At 68.5% G+C, this 19,301-nt stretch carries 18 protein-coding genes and 1 pseudogene; 8 read left to right on the top strand and 11 right to left on the bottom strand.

Going from position 1 to position 19,301, the window contains the following annotated elements; all coding sequences use genetic code 11:
- Positions 1 to 22: 22 nt before the first annotated feature.
- The 6 genes from AFM16_RS01925 to AFM16_RS01950 form a co-directional block, all read right to left on the bottom strand.
- Positions 23 to 943: a VOC family protein gene (locus AFM16_RS01925; RefSeq protein WP_078631924.1), complete on the bottom strand. Its 921-nt coding sequence runs from the start codon at positions 941 to 943 to the stop codon at positions 23 to 25.
- 110 nt (positions 944 to 1,053) lie between these two features.
- Positions 1,054 to 1,965: a LysR family transcriptional regulator gene (locus AFM16_RS01930; protein ID WP_078631926.1), complete on the bottom strand. Its 912-nt coding sequence runs from the start codon at positions 1,963 to 1,965 to the stop codon at positions 1,054 to 1,056.
- A gap of 117 nt (positions 1,966 to 2,082) precedes the next feature.
- Positions 2,083 to 3,045 carry a sugar ABC transporter substrate-binding protein gene (locus AFM16_RS01935; RefSeq protein ID WP_030780847.1) on the bottom strand — a complete coding sequence of 321 codons (963 nt, stop codon included), beginning with the start codon at positions 3,043 to 3,045 and terminating at the stop codon, positions 2,083 to 2,085.
- A gap of 92 nt (positions 3,046 to 3,137) precedes the next feature.
- Positions 3,138 to 4,154 (bottom strand): ABC transporter permease, encoded by a 1,017-nt coding sequence (locus AFM16_RS01940; protein WP_051780065.1) that lies wholly within the window; start codon positions 4,152 to 4,154, stop codon positions 3,138 to 3,140.
- Positions 4,151 to 5,698, bottom strand: coding sequence for a sugar ABC transporter ATP-binding protein (locus tag AFM16_RS01945; protein ID WP_245177605.1), 1,548 nt, complete (start codon positions 5,696 to 5,698; stop codon positions 4,151 to 4,153). The genes AFM16_RS01940 and AFM16_RS01945 overlap by 4 nt, the downstream gene beginning before the upstream one ends.
- Before the next feature lie 38 nt (positions 5,699 to 5,736).
- Positions 5,737 to 6,294 (bottom strand): carboxymuconolactone decarboxylase family protein, encoded by a 558-nt coding sequence (locus AFM16_RS01950; protein ID WP_030780856.1) that lies wholly within the window; start codon positions 6,292 to 6,294, stop codon positions 5,737 to 5,739.
- Positions 6,295 to 6,526: 232 nt separating this feature from the next.
- Here AFM16_RS01950 and AFM16_RS01955 point away from each other — a divergent pair, with 232 nt between their 5' ends.
- From AFM16_RS01955 to AFM16_RS01965, 3 genes are read left to right on the top strand one after another with little or no spacing between them, the layout of a single operon-like run.
- A complete protein-coding gene (locus AFM16_RS01955; protein WP_030780859.1) occupies positions 6,527 to 6,931 on the top strand; it encodes a cupin domain-containing protein in 405 nt (134 codons plus the stop codon).
- Between the two features lie 20 nt (positions 6,932 to 6,951).
- The gene (locus AFM16_RS01960; RefSeq protein ID WP_078631928.1) at positions 6,952 to 7,200 is read left to right on the top strand and encodes a hypothetical protein; all 249 of its coding nucleotides are present in this window, start codon (positions 6,952 to 6,954) and stop codon (positions 7,198 to 7,200) included.
- Between the two features lie 11 nt (positions 7,201 to 7,211).
- A complete protein-coding gene (locus AFM16_RS01965) occupies positions 7,212 to 8,105 on the top strand; it encodes a LacI family DNA-binding transcriptional regulator (RefSeq protein ID WP_245177606.1) in 894 nt (297 codons plus the stop codon).
- Between the two features lie 408 nt (positions 8,106 to 8,513).
- On the opposite strand, the gene purU is transcribed toward AFM16_RS01965, so the two are convergent.
- The 3 genes from purU to AFM16_RS01980 all read right to left on the bottom strand — a co-directional run bounded on the left by purU (position 8,514) and on the right by AFM16_RS01980 (position 11,781).
- Positions 8,514 to 9,422: a formyltetrahydrofolate deformylase gene (purU, locus tag AFM16_RS01970; RefSeq protein ID WP_078631930.1), complete on the bottom strand. Its 909-nt coding sequence runs from the start codon at positions 9,420 to 9,422 to the stop codon at positions 8,514 to 8,516.
- Positions 9,419 to 10,291 (bottom strand): methylenetetrahydrofolate reductase, encoded by an 873-nt coding sequence (locus AFM16_RS01975; protein WP_078631932.1) that lies wholly within the window; start codon positions 10,289 to 10,291, stop codon positions 9,419 to 9,421. Before AFM16_RS01975 ends, purU begins: the two co-directional genes overlap by 4 nt.
- A gap of 146 nt (positions 10,292 to 10,437) precedes the next feature.
- Positions 10,438 to 11,781 (bottom strand): aminomethyltransferase family protein, encoded by a 1,344-nt coding sequence (locus AFM16_RS01980; protein WP_078631933.1) that lies wholly within the window; start codon positions 11,779 to 11,781, stop codon positions 10,438 to 10,440.
- A 709-nt stretch (positions 11,782 to 12,490) separates the two neighbouring features.
- Here AFM16_RS01980 and folE point away from each other — a divergent pair.
- From folE to AFM16_RS02010, 4 genes and pseudogenes are all read left to right on the top strand, one after another.
- Positions 12,491 to 12,842 (top strand): annotated as a pseudogene (gene folE, locus AFM16_RS39810) (GTP cyclohydrolase I); the annotation flags it as partial.
- Between the two features lie 992 nt (positions 12,843 to 13,834).
- Complete coding sequence (locus tag AFM16_RS02000) at positions 13,835 to 14,761, top strand: LysR family transcriptional regulator (protein ID WP_030780879.1); 927 nt, start codon at positions 13,835 to 13,837, stop codon at positions 14,759 to 14,761.
- 208 nt (positions 14,762 to 14,969) lie between these two features.
- A complete protein-coding gene (locus AFM16_RS02005) occupies positions 14,970 to 15,350 on the top strand; it encodes an NUDIX domain-containing protein (protein WP_078631937.1) in 381 nt (126 codons plus the stop codon).
- The gene (locus AFM16_RS02010; RefSeq protein ID WP_245177607.1) at positions 15,347 to 16,009 is read left to right on the top strand and encodes an AAA family ATPase; all 663 of its coding nucleotides are present in this window, start codon (positions 15,347 to 15,349) and stop codon (positions 16,007 to 16,009) included. The genes AFM16_RS02005 and AFM16_RS02010 overlap by 4 nt, the downstream gene beginning before the upstream one ends.
- Here the strand turns inward: AFM16_RS02010 and AFM16_RS02015 are convergent.
- Positions 16,006 to 17,004 (bottom strand): NADP-dependent oxidoreductase, encoded by a 999-nt coding sequence (locus tag AFM16_RS02015; protein WP_078631939.1) that lies wholly within the window; start codon positions 17,002 to 17,004, stop codon positions 16,006 to 16,008. The genes AFM16_RS02010 and AFM16_RS02015 overlap by 4 nt on opposite strands.
- A 128-nt stretch (positions 17,005 to 17,132) precedes the next feature.
- On the opposite strand from AFM16_RS02015, the gene AFM16_RS02020 reads away from it, so the two are divergent.
- On the top strand, positions 17,133 to 17,717 hold the full coding sequence (locus tag AFM16_RS02020) for a TetR/AcrR family transcriptional regulator (protein WP_078631941.1): 585 nt from the start codon (positions 17,133 to 17,135) through the stop codon (positions 17,715 to 17,717).
- Between the two features lie 107 nt (positions 17,718 to 17,824).
- Here the strand turns inward: AFM16_RS02020 and AFM16_RS02025 are convergent, their stop codons facing one another.
- Positions 17,825 to 19,273, bottom strand: coding sequence for a sensor histidine kinase (locus tag AFM16_RS02025; protein WP_306293464.1), 1,449 nt, complete (start codon positions 19,271 to 19,273; stop codon positions 17,825 to 17,827).
- Between the last annotated feature and the right edge of the window lie 28 nt (positions 19,274 to 19,301).

Below are 19,301 nucleotides of genomic sequence, written 5' to 3' on the forward strand. Positions count from 1 at the left end.
GAGTCGATGAGGCCGCAACAGCTCAGGAGGCGGTCGTGGCCTCCTGGTCTCGGTTGGTGCGCAGCGCCCAGATGTGGTGCGGCGGGGTCGTCTCGTGGACCCGGGTCTCGTAGGAGTCGTCCACGCGGTCCATGTCGGCGGCATACTCGACGCGGCCTCCGCAGGGGGCGTGCAGGAAGCGGAAGACATTGGAGCCGACGGTGTGCCGGCCGAGCCTGCGGGCCTCCCGCCAGCCCTTCTCGATCATGTGGTTGCCGCCCTCGATCACATCGTCGAAGCCGGGCACCTCGTAGGCGATGTGGTTGACGCCGACCCGGTCGGGGCGGTGGCAGAGCAGCAGGGTGTGCTGGTCGTCGTCGCCGGGGGCCTGCATGAACACCCCCATCGGCTCGACCACGTCGGTGGGGCGGAAGCCGAGGACGTCGGTGTAGAAGGCGACGGCCTCCTCCTTGCCGGCCTGGGCGATGTTCAGGGCGACATGGCACATGCGCAGCGGGTACGCGCGGGTGAGCGGCTCCAGTGCGGTGTTCCAGCGGCGGACGCTGCCCGGGGCGTTGACGGGGCGGGGCGCGACGGCCGTCTCCCGGGGCCGGGCGAGGGTGAGGCCGACGCCGAAGCCGCTGCGGTCGACGGTGTGGAAGACGCCGTCGGCGCTCTCGCGCACCGTGCCGTACCGGCCTGCGGCCGCGACCAGGCGCTCCAGCTCCGCGGGCGTGTCGACGCCCCAGACGATCTCGCGCAGGGTCGGACCGTCCTCGACGGGCGGCGGGAGCAGCGGGCCGGGCTCGGTGTCGAGGTGCAGGGTCTGCCCGGCGAGCGTCTCGAACATGGCGTGCTCATCGGTCCGTTCCACCAGGAACAGCCCGAAGTCGTCGAAGAACCGGACGCATGTGTCGAGTTCGGCGATGCCGTAGGTGGCCGATTCGATTCTCTGGATTCCCATGGATTCCTCGTTTCCGGGTCGCCTGGTGAGCGTAGATTTTCGGGTGCGAGGGCCTCAATGGCCCGAGGTCCACGGAGTGCGCAATCGTTTCTTGCGCCATCGTGCTGCGATTACGGGCGCATGGCGGAAAACGGATTCCGGGAGAACCAGTCGGCGAGAAAGTCGAGGAACACGCTGATCTTGCGCGGGGTGTCGTGGCCGGGACCGTAGATCGCGTACAGCGGGCGGTCGGGCACCTCCAGCTCCGGCAGCAGCACTTGGAGTGCGCCGGAGAGGAGGTGGTCGTGGGCCGGACGCTGTGGCAGCAGGGCGAGTCCCCGGCCCAGGACGGCCGCCTTCTGCAGGGCGATGTAGGAGTTCGACGAGAAGGCGATGGTGCGGATCTTGTGCAGGGTGCTGGCGTGCCCGCGGCCGATGCGCCAGACCGGGTCGTTGACGTGGACCAGACAGTCGTGGTGCGCGATGTCGTTCGGGTGCTCGAGGGCACCGTTGCGCTCGATGTAGTCCCGCGAGGCGCACAGGACGAAGGGCAGCGAGGAAATCTTCTTCAGCCGGACGCTGGAGTCACGCAGATCGCGGGTGTGGAAGGCGATGTCGAAGCCGCTGTCCAGAAAGTCGTAGGTGCGGTCCGACATGCCCCCCAGTTCGAAGCGGACGTTGATTTTCGGGTGGGCTGCGGAGAACGCGGCGATGGCGTCACCGAGATCGAGGCTGCCGATCCATTTCGGGCAGATGACGCTGAGGGTGCCCTCGGCGCGGTCGTGAAGGTGCGCGATGCCGACGTCCTCTGCCTCGATCTCGTCCAGGATGCGGGCGGCGAACGTCGCATACCGCTGGCCCGGCTCGGTCAGACTGACCGAGCGGGCCGTACGGTTGACCAGCCGGACACCCACCTGCCGTTCCAGTTCGGCGACGTGCCGTGACACCAGCGAGCCGGAGGAGCCCAGCCTCTTTGCCGCCCCACTGAAGCTGCCGACCTGTGCGACAGTGACGAAGCTGTGCATGAGAAGCAAGCGATCCATGATCCCTCCGGGGGCTCCCCGACTCTCGACGGCTCCGGGCCGCGTGCGCAGCGCGCGAAACGGCTCGGAGATGGTGGTGTACGAATTGGCGTACGGACCGATGTCCGGCGGCGTCCCCTACTTCGGGCAGTACTGGGGGGCTTCGCTCACGTTGTCCTTGGTGACCAGGACAAGAGGAATGTTGGCGATCTTCTCAACGCCTTGCTTCTTGTCGAGAAGGCCGATCGTGTTCCGCACCGCGGTCTGGCCGATCTGCATCGCCGAGTTGGCGACGGTCGCGGACAGTTGGCCGCTCTTGACCGCGGCGAGGCCGTCCTCGGTGCCGTTGGTGGTGACGATCTTGACGTCCTTGGCACCGGCCGCGTCGAACGCCTTGCGGACCGCGAAGGCCATCTCCTCGTTGGCCACGAAGGCGTAGTCCAGATCGGGCTGGGCCTGGATCATGTTCTCGGCGACGTCCTGCGCCTTGGCCGGGTTGAACATGCCGGGCTGGTTGGCGACGACCTTCGCGTTCGCCGGCAGAGCGGCCTGGAAACCACCGACCAGCAGGTCCGACGCGGCACCGGGGGCACCGGCGACGATCCCGACCTTCACGTCCTTGCCCGCGGCGTCCTTCTCGATCCAGCCCGCGTCCAGCTCGCCCACCTTCTTGAGGTCGACCTTGGCCACGCCCAGCACGTTCGACATGTCCGAGGTGGCGACGGAGGTGAGGAAGATCGGGATGCCGGCACTCCTGGCCTTGGCTATGTCACCCTCCAGGGCGTCGACGTTGACGGTCTGGACGATCAGGGCGTCGACGTTCCGGGAAATCATGTCCTCGATGTTGGACAGCTCGGTACCGGCGTCCTGCTTGGAGTTGGCGGTGTAGACGGTCGCCTTCTCCTCCTTGCCCGTCTGCTCGACGGCCTTGAGCAGACACTGGTGGAAGTGGGTGTTGGCTCCGTTGACGAATCCCAGCGTGACCGAGCCGTCGGAGGCTCCCGAGTCCCCGTTCGACGTGCCGCAGCCGGAGAGCACCAGGGAGGCAGTGCCGATGAACGAGGCCGCAATGGCGCGGCGTGAGCGTCTGGTGAACATCATGGATCGGCCTTTCCTGCATCTTTGAAAGAGAGGTGGTGGACTGTGGGGGCGCACTGGGGGCTGCGGAGTACGAGGACGCGCGGGTTACGGCGCTAATGACCTGGCGTGGACTTGCGCTGGAACTCGTTGATGATCGCCGCGACGAGCAGCACCCCACCGGTCACGACGAACTGGTAGTAGCTGTTGACCTGGAGCAGGTTCAGCGCGTTGGCGACGACTCCGAGCAGCACCACGCCGAGGACGGTTCCCACGACGGTGCCGTGGCCGCCGGCGAGGGAGGTGCCGCCGATGACCACCGCGGCGACAGCGGTCAATTGCAGTTGCAGGCCCCCCGTGTTGGGCGCGGCGGCGCCGAGCCGGGACAGCAGCATCAGCCCGGCGAGTCCGGCGAGGGCACCGGCGAGGGCGTACAGGGCGAGTTTGCGGCCGGAGACATTGATGCCGCTCAGGCGGGCCACGTGTTCGTTGCCGCCCATGGCGAAGGCGTCCCGGCCGAAGGTGGTGAAGCGCATCGCCAGACCGATCACCGCGAGCACCAGGATCGCCACGACGCACAGGTAGGGAATGCCGAACACCTTGTCGTTGCCCAGGGCCCACATGCGCTGGCCGATGGTGATGGACTCCCCGTCGAGGACGAGCAGGGCCACCCCGTCGAGCAGCATCGCGGAGGCCAGGGTGGCGACGAAGGGCGCGACCCGGGTGTATGTCACCACCAGCCCGTTGACCAGCCCTATCACCGTGGCCAACAGGAGCGTGACGACCACGGTGACCACGGTGGGCCGACCGTCGTGCAGCAGGGTCGCGCCGACCGAGACGGTGACGGCCGCGTTGCTGCCCATGGAGAAGTCCATACCGCCCGCCGTCATCAGCAGGGTCAGCCCGCCCGCGATGACGGCGGTCACGCTGATCTGCCGCAGCACGTTCAGCAGGTTCTGCGAGGTGGTGAAGGAATCGGCCTGCACGGCGGTGAAGACCGCCACCAGCGTGAGGACCACGATCAGGCCGCCGTGCGGCACGTGCAGCAGGGTCTTCGGGGTCAGGCGGGAAGCGGCTCGGTGCTGGGAGGCGGGCGCGAGATCCGGTCCTGCCGAGGGGGCTTTGAGGCTCATCGAGGCTGACCTCCGAGTGTCTTGGCGACGAGCTCGTCGCGGGTGATGGCGGTGATGTCGTGCTCGGCGACGGTGCGCCCCGCGCTGACCACGACGACCCGGTCCGCCAGGCGCATGACCTCCTCGGCGGACGACGAGGCGAGCAGTACGGCCACCCCGCGCGAGGCGAGATCGTCGACCAGGGTGTGGATGTCGGCCATGGCCGCGACGTCGACACCGTTGGTGGGGTCTTCCAGGAAACAGGCGACCGGATCGGTCTCCAGCCACTTGCCGAGCAGCACCTTCTGCTGGTTGCCGCCGGAGAGCGTGCCCACGGGCGGATTGCCGCTGAGGGCGACCACGCCGTAGCTGCTGCGCACCGGGGCGGCACGGCGGGCGAGGGCGGTACGGCGGTGCAGGCGGCGGCGCGCGAAGCGGTCCCCGGCCAGCATCAGGTTCTCGTCCAGGCTCATCCCCTGGACGAGCCCCAGGGTCCGGCGGTCTCCGGTGACACACCGCAGCCCGCTGGCGAGCGAGGCCGCGACCCTGCCGAGGGGCACGGCACGGCCGTCGACGAGCAGCTCACCGGTGTCGGGCCGCTGCCGTCCGGACAGCAGGTCGAACAGCCGCGACTGGGCGTCGCCGGCCGGGCCGAGGACGGCGACGATCTCGCCCTTGCGCACCTCGACGGTGAAGTCCTGAACGGCTCGCCCGTGGCTCAACCCCCGTACGGTCAGGCCGCTCTCGTGCTTGGCGCCGGCCCGCTCGGGCCGGTGCGAGACGACATCCCGGCCGACCATGCTGCGAACGAGGGAGGCCCGGTCCATTTCGGCGGCCGGGGCCGTGGTCACCACTCTCCCGTCGCGCAGCACGGTGAGGCGGTCGGCGACGGCCATGACCTCGTCGATGTAGTGCGAGATGTAGACGACGGCGACACCGTCGTCCCGGAGGGTGCGCACCAGTGCACGGATCTGATTGGCGTCCTTGGCGCTGAGGCAGGCTGTGGGCTCGTCGAGGATCAGGATCCGTCCGCCTCGGCGAACCTCGCGGGCCACCTCGACCATGGTCTGCTCGGCGACGGTGAGGGTGCCGGCGATACGCTCCACGTCGATGGAGATGCCGAGGCCGGACAGCGCTTCGCGCGCTTCGGCCCTGACGGCCCGCCAGCGCACGGCACCGCCGAGGGTGGGCAGATCACCGAGCATCACGTTCTCGGCGACGGTCAGCCCCATGGCGAGTTCCCGGCGCTGCGGTACGCAGGCGATGCCGAGCTTGCGGGCCTTGCGGACGGTCAGACCGGAGTGCTCCTGCCCACCGACCTCGATGGTGCCGCCGTCGGCCTGGTGCACTCCGGAGAGGATCTGCACAAGGGTCGACTTCCCAGCCCCGTTCATGCCCATCAGCGCATGAATCTCGCCCGGGTACAGGTCGAGGTCGACGCCTTTCAGCGCGGGCGCCCCGCCGAAACTCTTGGTGGCTCCCCGCACGCGGAGTATCGCGCCGCGGGATGCCGTCGAACCGGCGCCGCTGTCCACGAGGGACCCGGCCGGTGTCCTGGAGGGCACAGCGGTACCTCCCTGCGCGTTCGGGTTCACGAGGGGACTCACGGCCGGTCGACGGCGGGGGCGATCCGCGCGTAGCCGCGGATGTCGGGGAACGGGGGCTCCTTGTCGGCCTGAAGGTCCACCTGGAAGGCGTTCAGACACATCCCGAGCATGGTGAAGTTGCCGAGCGCGCCGATGGTGTCCACGAGGCCCCGGGCACCGAAGTGGTGGAGCGCCGCGGCGAACGTGGCGTCCGTGACGAAGTGCTCTTCGAGGAGCTCACGGCAGAAGAGGTAGAACGCCTGGTCGCGCTCGTCGTCGAAGACCGCCGGCCGCTTTTCGGCGATGGCCTTGACCGCGGCCTCGGGAATCCCGGCCTCGATCGCCTGGTGCACATGGGCGTTCCAGGAGTACTGCGCGTCCCAGTTGCGGGCGGCCATCAACAGGGTCAGTTCGCGCAGGTGCTGGGGAAGGGAGCAGTCGAAGCGGGCGAAGGCACCGAGTGACTCGGCACGTTCGCACATCTCCGGGCTGTGCAGCCAGGCCCGGAAGGGACCGCGGACCGCGCCGCGGCGGCCGGCGATACGGGCCGCCAGTTCCCGCTGCCGCGGGTCCATTTCCTCTTCGGTGAGTACGGGGAGCCTCATCTGGCCGATACCTGCCTTTTCTTTCGGGCATGAGTCCGCCACGTGTACGAGCCGGGGCGGTGACAGGTGACGGTACAGCCGGGACGGGCAAGCTCACCCCTTGCGGAGTGCAAGGTAAACCTGCACGCCAGTGGAGACCGCTTCACGTCGTCGCGACCTAACGTCGGTCAGCGCACATCGTGTAGAGGGAGAGGAACCCCGGATGACCACGATCATCAAGGCCGCGTCCGTGCCCCTGCTGGACCGGGGCGGTTCCGTGGTGACGACGCCGCTGATCACCACCGTGTCGGCGGGCGGGGAGAACCGCATCACCAGCGGAATGAGCGTCTACCCGGTCGGTTCGGGAGCCCCGCTGCACTCGCACAACTGCGACGAGCACGTGACGGTCCTCGACGGCGAGGCGGAGGTGTGGGTCGACGGCGAAGTGACCAAGCTGGAGCGGTTCGACACCACCTACATCCCCTCACCCATCCCCCATCTGTTCCGCAATGTGGGCGACCGACCGCTTCGCATCCTGTGGGTGTACTCCTCCGGACATGTGACACGCACGTTCACCGAGACCGGGCGAACGGTGGAGCACCTGTCGGCGGAGGACCAGATGGGCTGAACCGGACGCCCCGTGGAAACGTGCGAAAGGCCGCCGATCTCGACTTCGTCGTCATCGTCGACAGGAACGGGATCGGTCTGACACAGCCGGATCCGGGCCTGATCGTGCGGGCGGCGACGTTGCCGCCCACCGTCGGCAACAGGCAGGTTCGCGTAGGCTGCCCCGGTGGTGCGGGCACGTTCCGGTGGATCGCCATGGGGACACTACTCGTCGTGCGGGAGTGGTCGGGCAAGGGAGTGGGCCAGGCATGGGCCGTTCGGGTCGGGTGACGCTGAGTGATGTGGCCAAGTTGTCCGGGGTGTCGCGGGCGACGGTGAGCTTCGTCCTGAACGACGATCCGCGACAGACGATCTCCCCTGCCACCCGGAAGCGGGTCCTGCAAGCCGCACGGGATCTCGGTTACGTCCCCCACGGCATCGCCCGCGCACTGCGGGAGGGGTCGTCTCGCATCGTCGTGCTCAATGTCGACCGGGGTATGGAGGGCAACTTCTCCCGGAGCTATGTGCGGGGTCTGGACGAGGAGCTGGCCGAGCACGACCACATCCTGCTCGTGCGGCACGGCCACGCGATCGAGGAGTCCACCCAGAAGGTTCTGGACACCATCGCGCCGCGGGCGGTGCTGCGGCTCGGTGACGTCTACATGGAGGGACGTGCGCCGGACGAGGACGATCGGGAGAGCGGGTTCGCCGCGAACGCCGCCTTGCAGATCGGCTATCTCGCCGAGAAGGGGCACACCCGTATCGCCATGGCCCTGCCCGACCATGACTACCCGTTGACCGAGGCACGGCTCGGCTTCGCCCAGGATGCCGCCCGACGCTGGGGACTTCCTCGCCTGGAACGCTTCGTCGTGCCGCGTCCCCGGTCGGCCGGCGCGGCCGCCGTCGAAGCGTTCCTCGCGGCGCACGCGGAGGTGACGGCGCTGGCGGCCTTCAACGACGACATCGCCCTGCGCAGTCTCACGGCCCTGCGCGATCTGGGACGGCGAGTTCCCGAGGACGTGGCCGTGATCGGCTTCGACGAGACCGAGCACGGGTCTCTGTACAGCCCCGCGCTCACCACCGTCCACATCGACGCCGAGACCCTCGGGCGGATCGCGGCCCGCAACGCACTGGGCATCGACGCCGGCGACCTGGCGCCGGTGCCCGGCAGAATCGTGGTCCGCGGATCGGCGTGACCGGTACTCGGGGGTGTCCATGGAGGACGTCCTGGCCGTCGTCGGTCGTCCAGGTCGACACGCGTCAGTGAAGGCGCTCGGTGAGCATGTCGCGGGCATCGTCCTCACCCCTGAAGCCATCACCCTGGCCCGGATGTCCCGGGCGATCCGCGCTCCGTCGATCGTGGTTGTCATGGTGGTGGGCTGCCTTCCGCTGTGCGGATCACAGTGGAGAGGACTGGTGTGCCGGGTCCATGACCGATCGGGCCGGCCGGCACCGGGGCGGCGGTGAGCACCGAAGCGAGATCGTGCACGTCGTGCGTGCCGACCTGCTCCGCCCGCCGCCCTGGCCGTCCGGCCCAACCCTGCACAGGTGAGGAGCGTCTGCCCCGTTCCGGACTCCCCGCGGTGTGCGGTGTGAGCGGCGGCTCAGGCGAAGACGATGGTCTGGTTGCCGCTACGGACAACGCGGTCCTCGGCGTGCCACAGCACCGCGCGGGAGAGGACGGCGCGTTCCACGTCCGCGCCCCGGCGGCTGAGGTCGGCGGCGGTGTCGGCGTGGCTGACCCGCACGACGTCCTGCTCGATGATCGGGCCCTCGTCGAGATCCTCGGTGACGTAGTGGGCCGTGGCACCCACCAGCTTCACTCCGCGCTCCTTGGCCTTGGCGTACGGGCCTGCGCCGATGAAGGCCGGCAGGAACGAGTGATGGATGTTGATGACCGGTACGCCCACGTCCTCGATGAACCCGCCCGAAAGGATCTGCATGTAGCGGGCCAGGACGACGAAGTCGACGTTGCCCTTGAGCAGACGCAGGTGTTCCGCCTCGGCCGCCGACTTGTCCGCGCCCTGGCAGGGGACGTGGAAGAAGGGGATGCCGAAGTTGCGTACCTCCTCGGCGACGTCCGGGTGGTTGGAGATCACCATGCTGACGCTGACCGGAAGCTGGCCCCGGCGGTGGCGCCAGAGCAGGTCCAGCAGGCAGTGGTCGGACTTCGAGGCGAAGATCGCGACCCGTTTCGGCACCGACAGATCGCGCAGGGTGTAGGTGAGTCCGAACTTCCTCACCAGCTCCTCGTCGAAGTCGGTGCGCAGAGCGGGCAGTTCGGCCTGTAGCCCGTCCAGGCCGAAGACGGTGCGCTGGAAGAAGGCGCCACCTCGCGGGTTGTCTGAGTACTGGTCGAGGGAGACGATGTTCGCGCCGTGCCGGCCGAGGACGGACGTCACGGCGGCCACTATGCCCGTGGCATCGGCGCCCTGCACGATGAGCGACGCCTGATGCCCTGCTCCCCCGGATACGCCGACGGGGGCGGCGGGCGCGGACTGTGTGACGGTCATGCGAGGTCTTCCTTCCTGAACCGGGCGATCCACTCGGACGTGGCCCGCAGGCCGCCGAAGGTATAGAAGTGGATCTTGATGTCTCCGTGACGCCCCTGGTCGTAACCCTCCGCCAGCGCGCCCAGGAACCTGTCGGGACCGGCGGTCCCCATCAGATTGGTGATCGACAGGCCGTACTTCCTCGCGATGGACGCGCTGGTCCCGACACCGAACCGGGCGGCGTACGACATCAGGCGCCGCACACCGGCCGGACCGGGGACTCCGATGCGGATCGGGATCGCGATGCCGCGGTCACGGACCTGTTCGATCCAGGCCAGAACGGGGTCGACATCGAAACCGAACTGGGTGATGACAGAGCCGTCCAGCCCCTGGGCGGCGAGGGCCTCGCTCTTGCTCCGCAGGGCCGCCCACAGGATGTCCTCGGAGATGGCCGGATGGCCCTCCGGATAGCCGCTGATGCCGACGTGCCGAACGCCGTACTCCGTGAGCAGCCCCGACTCGATCAGGGCGAGGGAGTCCTGGTACGGCCCCTCGGGGCGGGTGGGATCACCACCGACGCTGAAGACGTTGTCGCAGGCGCCCTCGGCCCGGAGGGCGGCGAGGAACTCCTCGAACTCGGGCCGGGAGCCGAGCCGTCGGGCGGATATGTGCGGTACCGGCACGAAGCCGAGACGTTTGACCGCCCTGGCGGCGTCCACGCGCATGCGCAGGTTCTCGTTGCCGAGGAACGTGACGTTGATGCGAGTGCCCCGCGGAATACAGCCGCTGGCCTCCTGAAGCTTGGGTACGTCCTTGCCGGTCATCTCCAGGGAGAAGTCCTCCAGCAGCGACGTACTCACTGCCGACAGGGCTGTGTTGAGGGGGTTCATCGTGCTCCTTGTCGGTAAGGAAACGCGCGGTGCCGAGGCCGGGCGGGAGAGGGAAGGGCCTGGTACGGGTTGAGCGGACCCACGCAGCTCCGACGGGACACACCCCGCCACCTCCGGGCCGCGGGGTGCGGTTGGGCCCCGGTTCTCTAGGCGTCGCGGCGGTACTCGGTGCGGGCATGCCAGTCGTAAGGGCTGGGCTGCACGGTGGCGCGGATGCGCGGGAACCCGAGGTCGGCCTCGGGTTCCGTACCGAAGCCGGGGTGCTCGCCCCAGACCACGTTCACCTCGGTGCCGGGCGTGGCGTGAGCGGGGTCGATCAGCGTCTGGGCCAGCACCGTGCCGACCGGGTCGATCGATGCGGTCTGCATCGTCACGCCGACCAAGCCCGCGGAGGCTTCGACACGGTGACGGGCATACGTGAGGACGAAGCCCGGGTCCTGCCCCTCGCCGACGACGCGGCGCACGTCGTCCACGTCGAGGACCAGGGTGACCTTGGTCCGCCGAGGCTCGTCCCTGGCCTTGAGCAGCGCGTCCCGGCCGTGGAAGTCGTGTCCGAAGTGGATCAGCTTGCCGTAGCCGAGTTCGTACGGGGAGACGTAGTAGTCCTCGATGTCCGGCGAGAAGAAGCTGCCGCTCAGCGGGCGCTTGCCCTCGATGCCGAAGAGGGGCAGCCAGGCGCGGTAGTCGGCGAGTTCGGGGTCGGTGTAGATGCCGGGCACCGGCGACGGGATCCAGCCGCTCTCCACACTCGGCGTCGTGTAGGCCAGCGCGCCGACCTGGACCAGACCGAGCGGCTCGCCCGCCTTCAGGAACGCCTCGTGGACATACGCGGCATGCTCCCAGGGGCCGATGAACTCGTAGCCCGCCTGCCCTGCCATGCCGTGTCGCAGCGCCTCGAAGGAACGGCCGTCCAGCGTGACCGGGGTGGCGTGGAAGAACTTGGTCTGCGGCAACGGGCCGCCGAAGACCTTCTCCATCAGATCGAGTGCCTGCGGGCCCTGGATCTGATAGCGGAACAGCTTCGGGTCACCGCCGCCCGGGCGGAACGCGGAGGACGGGTCGGTCTCGAAGGCGACGTCGTAGCCCGCCTTCTCGGAGTGGTACCGCACCCAGTGCTGGGAGGCGGGCACGCCGCTGAGGAGGTACTTGTTCTCGGCATGCCGGGCGAGGATGCCGTCGGTGACGATCTTGCCGTCCCGCGTGACGGGCACGTACTGCTTGGCCTGGCCGACGGCGAACTTCTCGAAGTTGTTGGCACCGTACTCGGCCAGCACCCTGGTGGCGTCGGGGCCCTCGATCCACATGTCGTACATGTGGTGCGAGAGGTTCAGCAGCGCAATGCCCTCGTGCCAGGCCGCCTGCTCCTGGCGCCAGCCCGCGTACTCCCTCTCGACCACCTCAGGGGTCCACGGCTCGGCGTTCGGCTTCCACAGCAGACGGATGGGTGAGCCCGCCTTGTCGATGCCGTCCTGAAGACTTGGGGTTGCCATTGCGGCTCCTGTCGGGTCGCCCATTCCGCTTAATCGATTTAGTTCCGCGGCTGGCCGCGTCGACCGACCTGTCGGGATGGGGAGGCGGAGGTTGGAATGAGCCAGTACTAAATCGTTCTAGTTGCTCGATCAAGGCTCACGGAAGCAGAAACAACCACAACCTGAGCCGGATCGACCCCACACGGCGCGCAACGTAAGCCTGCACGAGCCCTCACTTGCCCACCGGCGGTCCGTTTGCCCTGCTGCACAGCGGGTGTTGCGTTGCGTATCCATTCCCGATCAGGGCGGAGTTCACCGACTGGTGTGACGAGCAGGAGGCGTGGCGTACCTCGGCGGCGCTGATGGACCTGTCCCACCACATGACCGACCTCACGGTCGAGGGCCTCTACCGCCATCGTCTACTGTCCGGCCCGGGGGCCAACACCTTCGCCGGCTTCGGGCCGATGAAGGCCAAACAGTTCATCGCGTCGCTCTCCTGGCACCGCGACGACGGCGCCCGCGTCTTCGCCGGCCCGTACGAACAGGGCGGCAAGCGGTTCAGGCACAACGAGATGCCCGCCGCCTCGTCGGGCTCTCCACGCTGTGCAGTCACAGTGGCGGCGTCCGGTTCCGCCAACGCCCGCAGAACGACACGGTCGCCACCACCCAACGCTGTTCCGGCAGTTGGGCAAGCGCGCACTCACCCGCCCCGGAGGCGAGACATCCATGCGAGATCGTCAGTCTCTGTGTACATCCTCTCCTGCCGTTCCGGGGCAGGGCCCACGTGGGGTACCTCCCCGCCGCGACCGGAAGGATTACCGGACTGTCCTAGCCGGCGCGGCTGGTGGAGGTGTACGCCCGCAGGCTCCAGGCGCAGGAGCGGCTCACCGAGCAAATCGCCGACGCCCTGATGCGCATTCTGAGCGCGCGGCGCCATTGTCGCCGTCGAGGCCGAGCACCTGTGCATGTCCGCCCGCGGGATCCGCAAACCGCACGCCATGACCACGACGTCCGCGGTGCGGGGCCGGCTGCGCCGGTCCGCGACCCGCGCGGAGGCGATGAGCCTGATCCTGTCGTGCTGACCTCTTCGAACGTTTCCGTTTCCGCCGCACTGCGCACGGGGAACGCGCTCCTCCACGCTGTCCGCCTGCCGGGGCGACCCACACCTCTCCCACCTTGTGCTGTCCTCGACGGACGCAGGCCCGGGTCCACCCTTCACAGGCGTCGGCGAGGCCGATCGCGCACCCACGTGCGCACTGACCTCGTCTCCGCCCGGATACTCGACCTCACAAGTTCCAACAGTGAACCGCGCCAAGTCCGTTGAGGCATCCCGGGCTCAGCGACCGACCCGCCCCTGCCTGCGCAGCCACGAGCGGAGGGCGACCTCCGGTCTCGTCTCCGATGCCCGCAAGGTGAGGTTGCGCCCGGCGCACGGCCCGGCCTTCTGCCCTCGCCCTGTTGCGATCGCGTTCCTCGCAGTCGCTCACCCGCCCCCTGATTTCCGCTCGCGGCGCGCCGCTTCCGACACGGAACCGGCCTGCGCAGGAAGGCGCGATCCACCGCCGTCTCATGGCAGGACGTTCGACACCATGACCTCACCCCCGGCCCACTCCGGCCCGCGTACGTTCGTCGTCATCGGCGAGACACATCTCGCAAGTTACGTGTGCGCGTCGCTGCGCGACGGACACACGGTTCATCATCTTCCCGCGCCCGACGACCAGGAGTTTCGGTCCGCCCTCGCAGTGGCCCGTCTCTCCCCCTCAGCGCCCACGATCGTCACGATCTTCGATCGCACCGTGGCGGACGAACTCACCCGCCTGCTCCCGCAATGCGAGGTCACGTCGCCCGCAGATCTCGTGGCGCGTGTGAGCCCGCTCCAACCGCGCGGCCCCTACCGCACATAGTTTGTCTAGTTTTACAAGTCTCCCCAAGGGCAGCGTCGCCTGTTAATGTCCGCTAGAACGTTTAAGTCGAGCGAGCGCCCGCCTCAGTGGAAACTGCCGATCCGACAGGAGGCCGGGCATTCGACATGGCTCCGAGGGACGCCGGAGCCATGGACGACGGGAGATTCGTCATGGACCGCATGCTCGTGATGCGCAGCTTTGTCACTGTCGCGCAGCTCGGAAGCTTCAGCGGGGCGGCCAGAGCCCTCAGCTCCTCCGGTTCACTCGTCTCACGGCATGTTGCCGAGCTGGAGCGGCAGGTCGGTGTCCGGCTGGTCAACCGTACGGCCCGGTCGGTGAGCCTGACCGAACCAGGCTTGCGCTACGCCGAGTTCGCCGCTCGCATCCTCAAGGAGATCGAGGCGGAGGACGCCAGCATCGCCGACCTCCATGACCGGGCGGAAGGAAGCCTGAACATCATCTCCCCCAAGTGGATCGGAAGCCTCGATCTGGGGGACGCGATCGCCGCCTTTTCCACCGCCCACCCGAAGATCGCTGTGCGATTCGAACTGGGGGGCATGTCGGACCGCACCTACGACTTTCTGGACAGCGGCTTCGACATCGCCCTGCACACACGGGACCTGCGGGACTCCAGTGTGCATCTCAAGAAGATCGCATCCCTGCCGTTCGTGCTGTGCGCCTCCCAGGAGTACCTCGACCGGCACGGAACACCGATGCATCCCAATGATCTGAACGACCACGACTGCCTCGTGCATGTCAACGAGCCCGTGTGGCGGCTGGGCCACGGGTCCACATCCACGTTGCACAAAATCCGCAACGTGGCGTACTCGTCAAACTCGTACATCGCCCTGCAGAAGGCTGCCGTCCACGGCCGCGGGCTGGCCCTCCTCCCCCAACGGTCGGTCTATGACGATCTGCTGTCCGGCACACTCCAGGTGGTACTCCACGACAACCCCGTTCCGGAACGCCCGCTGTACGCGATCTACGGACCGGGCCAGCCGGTGCCGCGCAAGGTGACCGTCTTTCTCGAATTCCTCAGCGGATGGTTCAAGGACAACCCGATACCCAGCTTCGCACCGGCCTCCACTGGACGCTGACGCCTCACGCCCTGCTCCCGGGCACGCCGAACGGATCACGAACCCGTGGTGTCAAGCAGGAGAAGCCACGTCCGCGAACGAATCCGTATCGCGAACGAAGGCTCCTCGCGGCGAGAACGGGCCTGGGGGGCCGACAGGGCGGCTGCCGGTACTGCTCAGGCACGCATAGGTCGAAGCCGCCCTCTCCACGCCCGGGCAGGCGTAGGCGGTGGTCCAGTTCCACGCTGACTCCGCGTTCGCGCCGTCGACCTGTCACGTTCTGGCCGGCCACTGCGAGCAGGAGAACGCCATCACCTGCCTGATCAGGGAGGCACAGGAGGAAGCTGGCCTGCACATCGAGCGCCAGGACGTCGAACTCGTGCACGTCGTCCACCACGTCGACAAGGCCGGGGACCGGCCCCGCATGGGCCTGTTCTTCCGCGCCCGTGCCTGGAGCCGCGAACCGGAACTGCGCGAGCCGGACAAGTGCACCGAGTGGAAATTCTGGGACCCCGCTGCCCTCCCCGACGACCTTGTCCCCTACACCCGGGTGGCCATCGCAAAGATCCGGAGCGGGGAGCTGTACAGCGAGACGGACTGGCCCGCATGACCGGCACACCGAGCGGCGCACACCGTCGCCTGTCCACTGCAACTGCGGCCGGCCGTGAGGACACCCGCCTCATTGTGATCCGAGGCAACTCGGCGTCAGGCAAATCAAGCGTGGCCCAGGGCCTGCGAGATCACTACGGCCGCGGTATCGCGATCGTGGGCCAGGACGTGATCCGCCGGAACGTGCTCAGGGAACACGACACCGCGCGCGGCGCCAACATCGCCCTGCTGGGCAGGATCGCACGCGAAGCACTGAACGCCGACTTTCACGTCGTTCTCGAAGGGATCCTCTACGCCGACCGCTACAGCCACATGATCACGTCCCTGGTACGGGACCACCGCGGCGTCTCCCGCTGCTACTACCTGGACGTGCCGCTGGAAACGACGTTGGTCCGGCACGCGTCGAAGGCGGATGCCGCGTACCTGGAGCAAGTCACCGACAATCACCTCACGTCCTGGTATCGCGAGCTTGACCTGCTACCCGGCAGCCCGGAGACCGTGATCAACGACAGATACGAACTCGCCTGCCCACTCGCGAACCTGGGCCGCTTCGCAGAGCCCGTCGAACTGCACCGTGAAGTCCCGCGCGAACGTGAGGCGCAGCTCGGCTCTGCTGCTAGAAGCGCCTCGTCCGCCTCACCACGTAGGACACGGTCTTAGGGGACCGTGAGCACGATCTTGCCTTGGATGTGTCCTTCAGCGGCGCGCTTGTGTGCCGCCGGGGCGTCTGCCAGTGCGAACGTGCTGTCGATCGCGACGCGGATTGCGCCCGCGTCGAGCAGGCTCCCCAGTTCGGCGAGTTGTGCGCCGTTCGCGCGGACCTGGGTGCCGGTGACGGTGACGCCCAGTTTCGCGTTCTCTTCGTCGTCGAACTCCCCGAAGTACACCGGGTACAGTGCGCCGCCGCGCCTGAGGGTGGGCAGGAAGCGTCGGCTGGCGGGTCCTCCGACGGTGTCCAGGACGAGGTCGACGTCTCGGACGATGTCCTCGGGGCGCTGCTTCGTGTAGTCGATGTACTCGTCGGCGCCGAGGCCGCGCAGGAACTCCTCGTGGGCGCCGGAGGCCACGGCGATGACGCGGGCTCCCTTCCACTTGGCCAGTTGCAGGGCGAGGTGGCCCACTCCCCCACCGGCGCCGTTGATGAGCACGGTGGTGTCACCGCCCAGGGGCATGGGGCGGTGCCTGGCCTCCTGGAACGGGGAGGGGTGGTCGTGCCCGACCTCGACCAGGTACTGCCATGCCGTCAGTCCCGACATGGGCAGTGCTGCGGCGTGCGTGTGGTCGATGGTGGACGGCTTTGGCGCGAGGTCGGTCACCGGCGCCGTGACGTACTGGGCGTAGGCGCCGCTCTGCATCGCGCCGGGGAAACGCACCAGGCCCATCACCTCGTCTCCGGCCGCGAAGTCCTGGACATCGTCGGCGACAGCCTCCACGACCCCCGAGACGTCCGTCCCCGGGATCAGAGGCAGGTCGAACGGGGGCCTGAATTCGGGAGGGATGCCGGGCATGCCCTCACGTACGTACCAGTCGGGCGGGTTGAGGCCGACCGCCTTCACGCGGACGAGTACTTCGCCCGGTGCCGGGGCGGGGACGGGCACCTCCTCGTAACGCAGCACTTCAGGGCCGCCGAACTCGTGCATCCTGATCGCCTTCATCGTGTGCGCAGTCACCGTTGTCCTCCTGCCCCCGGCGCGGGATATCCTTATCCGGATCAGCGAACCACATAAACGGTTCAGTGATCCGAATATATGGATCAGTGAACCGTTTGGTCAAGCGAGGGACGATGCGGGCCGACGCCAAGAGAAACCGTGACCATCTGCTCACCGTGGCGGGCGCTGTCGTCGCCGAGCAGGGCGTCGACGCGTCCATGCGGGACATCGCGCGCACGGCCGATGTCGGACTGGCGACCTTGCTGCGGCACTTCCCGACCCGTGAGGCACTGCTGGAGGCCCTGCTCCACACCAGCTTCCGTGACCTGACAGCCAGGGCGGACGAGCTGGAAAGGGCGTCCACGGCTGCGGACGCCCTCGCCACATGGGTTCGCGAATGCGTTGCCTGGACGACCGAGTACCGCGGAGTGACGGTGCTGATGGCAGCCGCCATCAAAGACCCCGACTCCGCGCTCCACTCCTCGTGCGTCACGCTGCGTGCAGCCGGTGCCCGGCTCCTTGAGCGGGCTCAGGTCGCAGGTACGGCCCGGGGCGACATGGACGGCGACGATCTGTTCGCGCTGATAGCGATGCTGGCCTGGGCGGGTGATCAGCCCGCACTCGCACCGCGCGCCGACCGCCTCTTCGACATCGTCGGAAGTGCCGTCCTGACGAGCGCAGACAGTGGCCCGAGCGGGGACGGCCCGGGCGTCCGGTAGACAGACCGGCGCGGGTGGTCGCCGATCACGGGCACCGGCGGCGATGGCTGCGAGCGCGGCAGCGGCCTCGTGTCACAAGCTGCGGCAATGGTTCACCTCGCGCCGGTTCAGGCGTCGGGAGTGTCCGTGTGCAGGGGGAGCACGATGCGGAAGGTGGCTCCCTGGCCGGGGGCTGTGTCGATCTCGACCCGGCCGCCGTGGACGGTGACCAGGGAGTGGACGATGGACAAGCCGAGGCCGGCGCCACCGCCTTGGGTACGGTCGCGGGCGGTGTCGGCGCGGTAGAAGCGGTCGAAGGCGTGGGCAGCCTGCTCGGCTGTCATGCCGGGCCCTTGATCACTCAGTTCGAGGACGGCCCGTCCCCGGTCTGTGCCGACGCCGATGCGTACGGGTGTGCCTGCCGGGGTGTGGGTCATGGCATTGCCGACCAGGTTGGACATGACTTGGCGAAGTCTCGCCTCGTCCCCCATGACGGGCGCGCCGCCCGGCGCCCCGCCGCCGGGTCCGGTCAGGGTGACGGTCCGGGTCGGATCCAGTGCCTTCAGATCGCGCAGGGCATCGGCGGTCAGCGTGCGCAGGTCCATGGGGGTGCGTTGGAGGGTTTGTGCCGCCGCGGCAGCGCGCTCGTCGAGGCGGGCGAGCAGCAGCAGTTCCTCCACCAGGTCGATCAGGCGTGCGGCCTCGCGCTCCATACGGCTCATCGCGCCTTCCACATCGGATGGCTGAGGCATACCGCCCATCCGGTACAGCTCGGTGAAGCCCTTGATTCCGGCCAGGGGGGTGCGCAGCTCGTGGCTGACATCGGCGATGAATCGGCGCATGCTCCGCTCCGCGTCGGCGCGCGCGGCATCACCGGCCTCGATGCGATCGAGCATGGTGTTGAGCGAGGCGGACAGGCTTCCCAGTTCGGTGCGGGGGGCGGCCAGTTGGGGTACGCGACTGGACAGGTCCCCCGCGGCGATGGCGGCCGCGGTGGTCTCGATGCGGCGAAGCGGTCCGAGCCCGGCGCGCACGGCGAACCATCCCGCGACGCCCAGCAGCCCCAGGACGGCTGCGTCGATCAGGACCACACGGCCGGTGAGCCGGCGCATGGCGCCGTCGACCTCGCTGAGCGATCCGGCCGCCACCACGCTGCCCGACCCGTCCGGCACGGCGACGGCCCGCCACTGCTCGTTCCCTTCCACGGCATCGACGGTGAAGGGTCTCCCGCCGCGCTCGCCGACCGCCGCGGTGTCGAGACGGGGCAGTGCGGGCGGCGCTCCCGTGGCGGGCCGGATGAGATTCTCGACGCGACCGTCGGCGCCGAGGCGGGCCGCGTACAGGTCCCGCAGGCCCTGCTCCTCCACGGTCTCGCGCACCCGCCCTTCGCCCCCTTCGCCCTCGTCGGCCAAGTCCTGGAGGCCGGGCAGGCGTTGGGCCACGATGGCGGCGCTGTGGATGCGCTCATCGAGTTGTCGCACGAGGGTCTGCCGGAGCTGGTCGACGACCAGGCCCGTGCTGGCGAGCAGCGCGGCGATCAGCAGTGCCAGCGTGATCGCCAGCAGGCGGCTGCGCAAGGACAGACCTCGGCTGCGGCGTGCGTCT

The sequence above is a fragment of the Streptomyces antibioticus genome, assembly GCF_002019855.1.
GTDB lineage: Bacteria > Actinomycetota > Actinomycetes > Streptomycetales > Streptomycetaceae > Streptomyces > Streptomyces antibioticus_B.

Excerpts from the sequence above, each read along its gene's own strand:
- AFM16_RS01925 (WP_078631924.1), bottom strand. The coding sequence starts at position 943 with ATGGGAATCCAGAGAATCGAATCGGCCACCTACGGCATCGCCGAACTC.
- AFM16_RS01930 (WP_078631926.1), bottom strand. The coding sequence starts at position 1,965 with ATGGATCGCTTGCTTCTCATGCACAGCTTCGTCACTGTCGCACAGGTC.
- AFM16_RS01935 (WP_030780847.1), bottom strand. The coding sequence starts at position 3,045 with ATGATGTTCACCAGACGCTCACGCCGCGCCATTGCGGCCTCGTTCATC.
- AFM16_RS01940 (WP_051780065.1), bottom strand. The coding sequence starts at position 4,154 with ATGAGCCTCAAAGCCCCCTCGGCAGGACCGGATCTCGCGCCCGCCTCC.
- AFM16_RS01950 (WP_030780856.1), bottom strand. The coding sequence starts at position 6,294 with ATGGACCCGCGGCAGCGGGAACTGGCGGCCCGTATCGCCGGCCGCCGC.
- AFM16_RS01955 (WP_030780859.1), top strand. The coding sequence starts at position 6,527 with ATGACCACGATCATCAAGGCCGCGTCCGTGCCCCTGCTGGACCGGGGC.
- purU (WP_078631930.1), bottom strand. The coding sequence starts at position 9,422 with ATGACCGTCACACAGTCCGCGCCCGCCGCCCCCGTCGGCGTATCCGGG.
- AFM16_RS01975 (WP_078631932.1), bottom strand. The coding sequence starts at position 10,291 with ATGAACCCCCTCAACACAGCCCTGTCGGCAGTGAGTACGTCGCTGCTG.
- AFM16_RS01980 (WP_078631933.1), bottom strand. The coding sequence starts at position 11,781 with ATGGCAACCCCAAGTCTTCAGGACGGCATCGACAAGGCGGGCTCACCC.
- AFM16_RS02000 (WP_030780879.1), top strand. The coding sequence starts at position 13,835 with ATGGACCGCATGCTCGTGATGCGCAGCTTTGTCACTGTCGCGCAGCTC.
- AFM16_RS02010 (WP_245177607.1), top strand. The coding sequence starts at position 15,347 with ATGACCGGCACACCGAGCGGCGCACACCGTCGCCTGTCCACTGCAACT.
- AFM16_RS02015 (WP_078631939.1), bottom strand. The coding sequence starts at position 17,004 with ATGAAGGCGATCAGGATGCACGAGTTCGGCGGCCCTGAAGTGCTGCGT.
- AFM16_RS02020 (WP_078631941.1), top strand. The coding sequence starts at position 17,133 with ATGCGGGCCGACGCCAAGAGAAACCGTGACCATCTGCTCACCGTGGCG.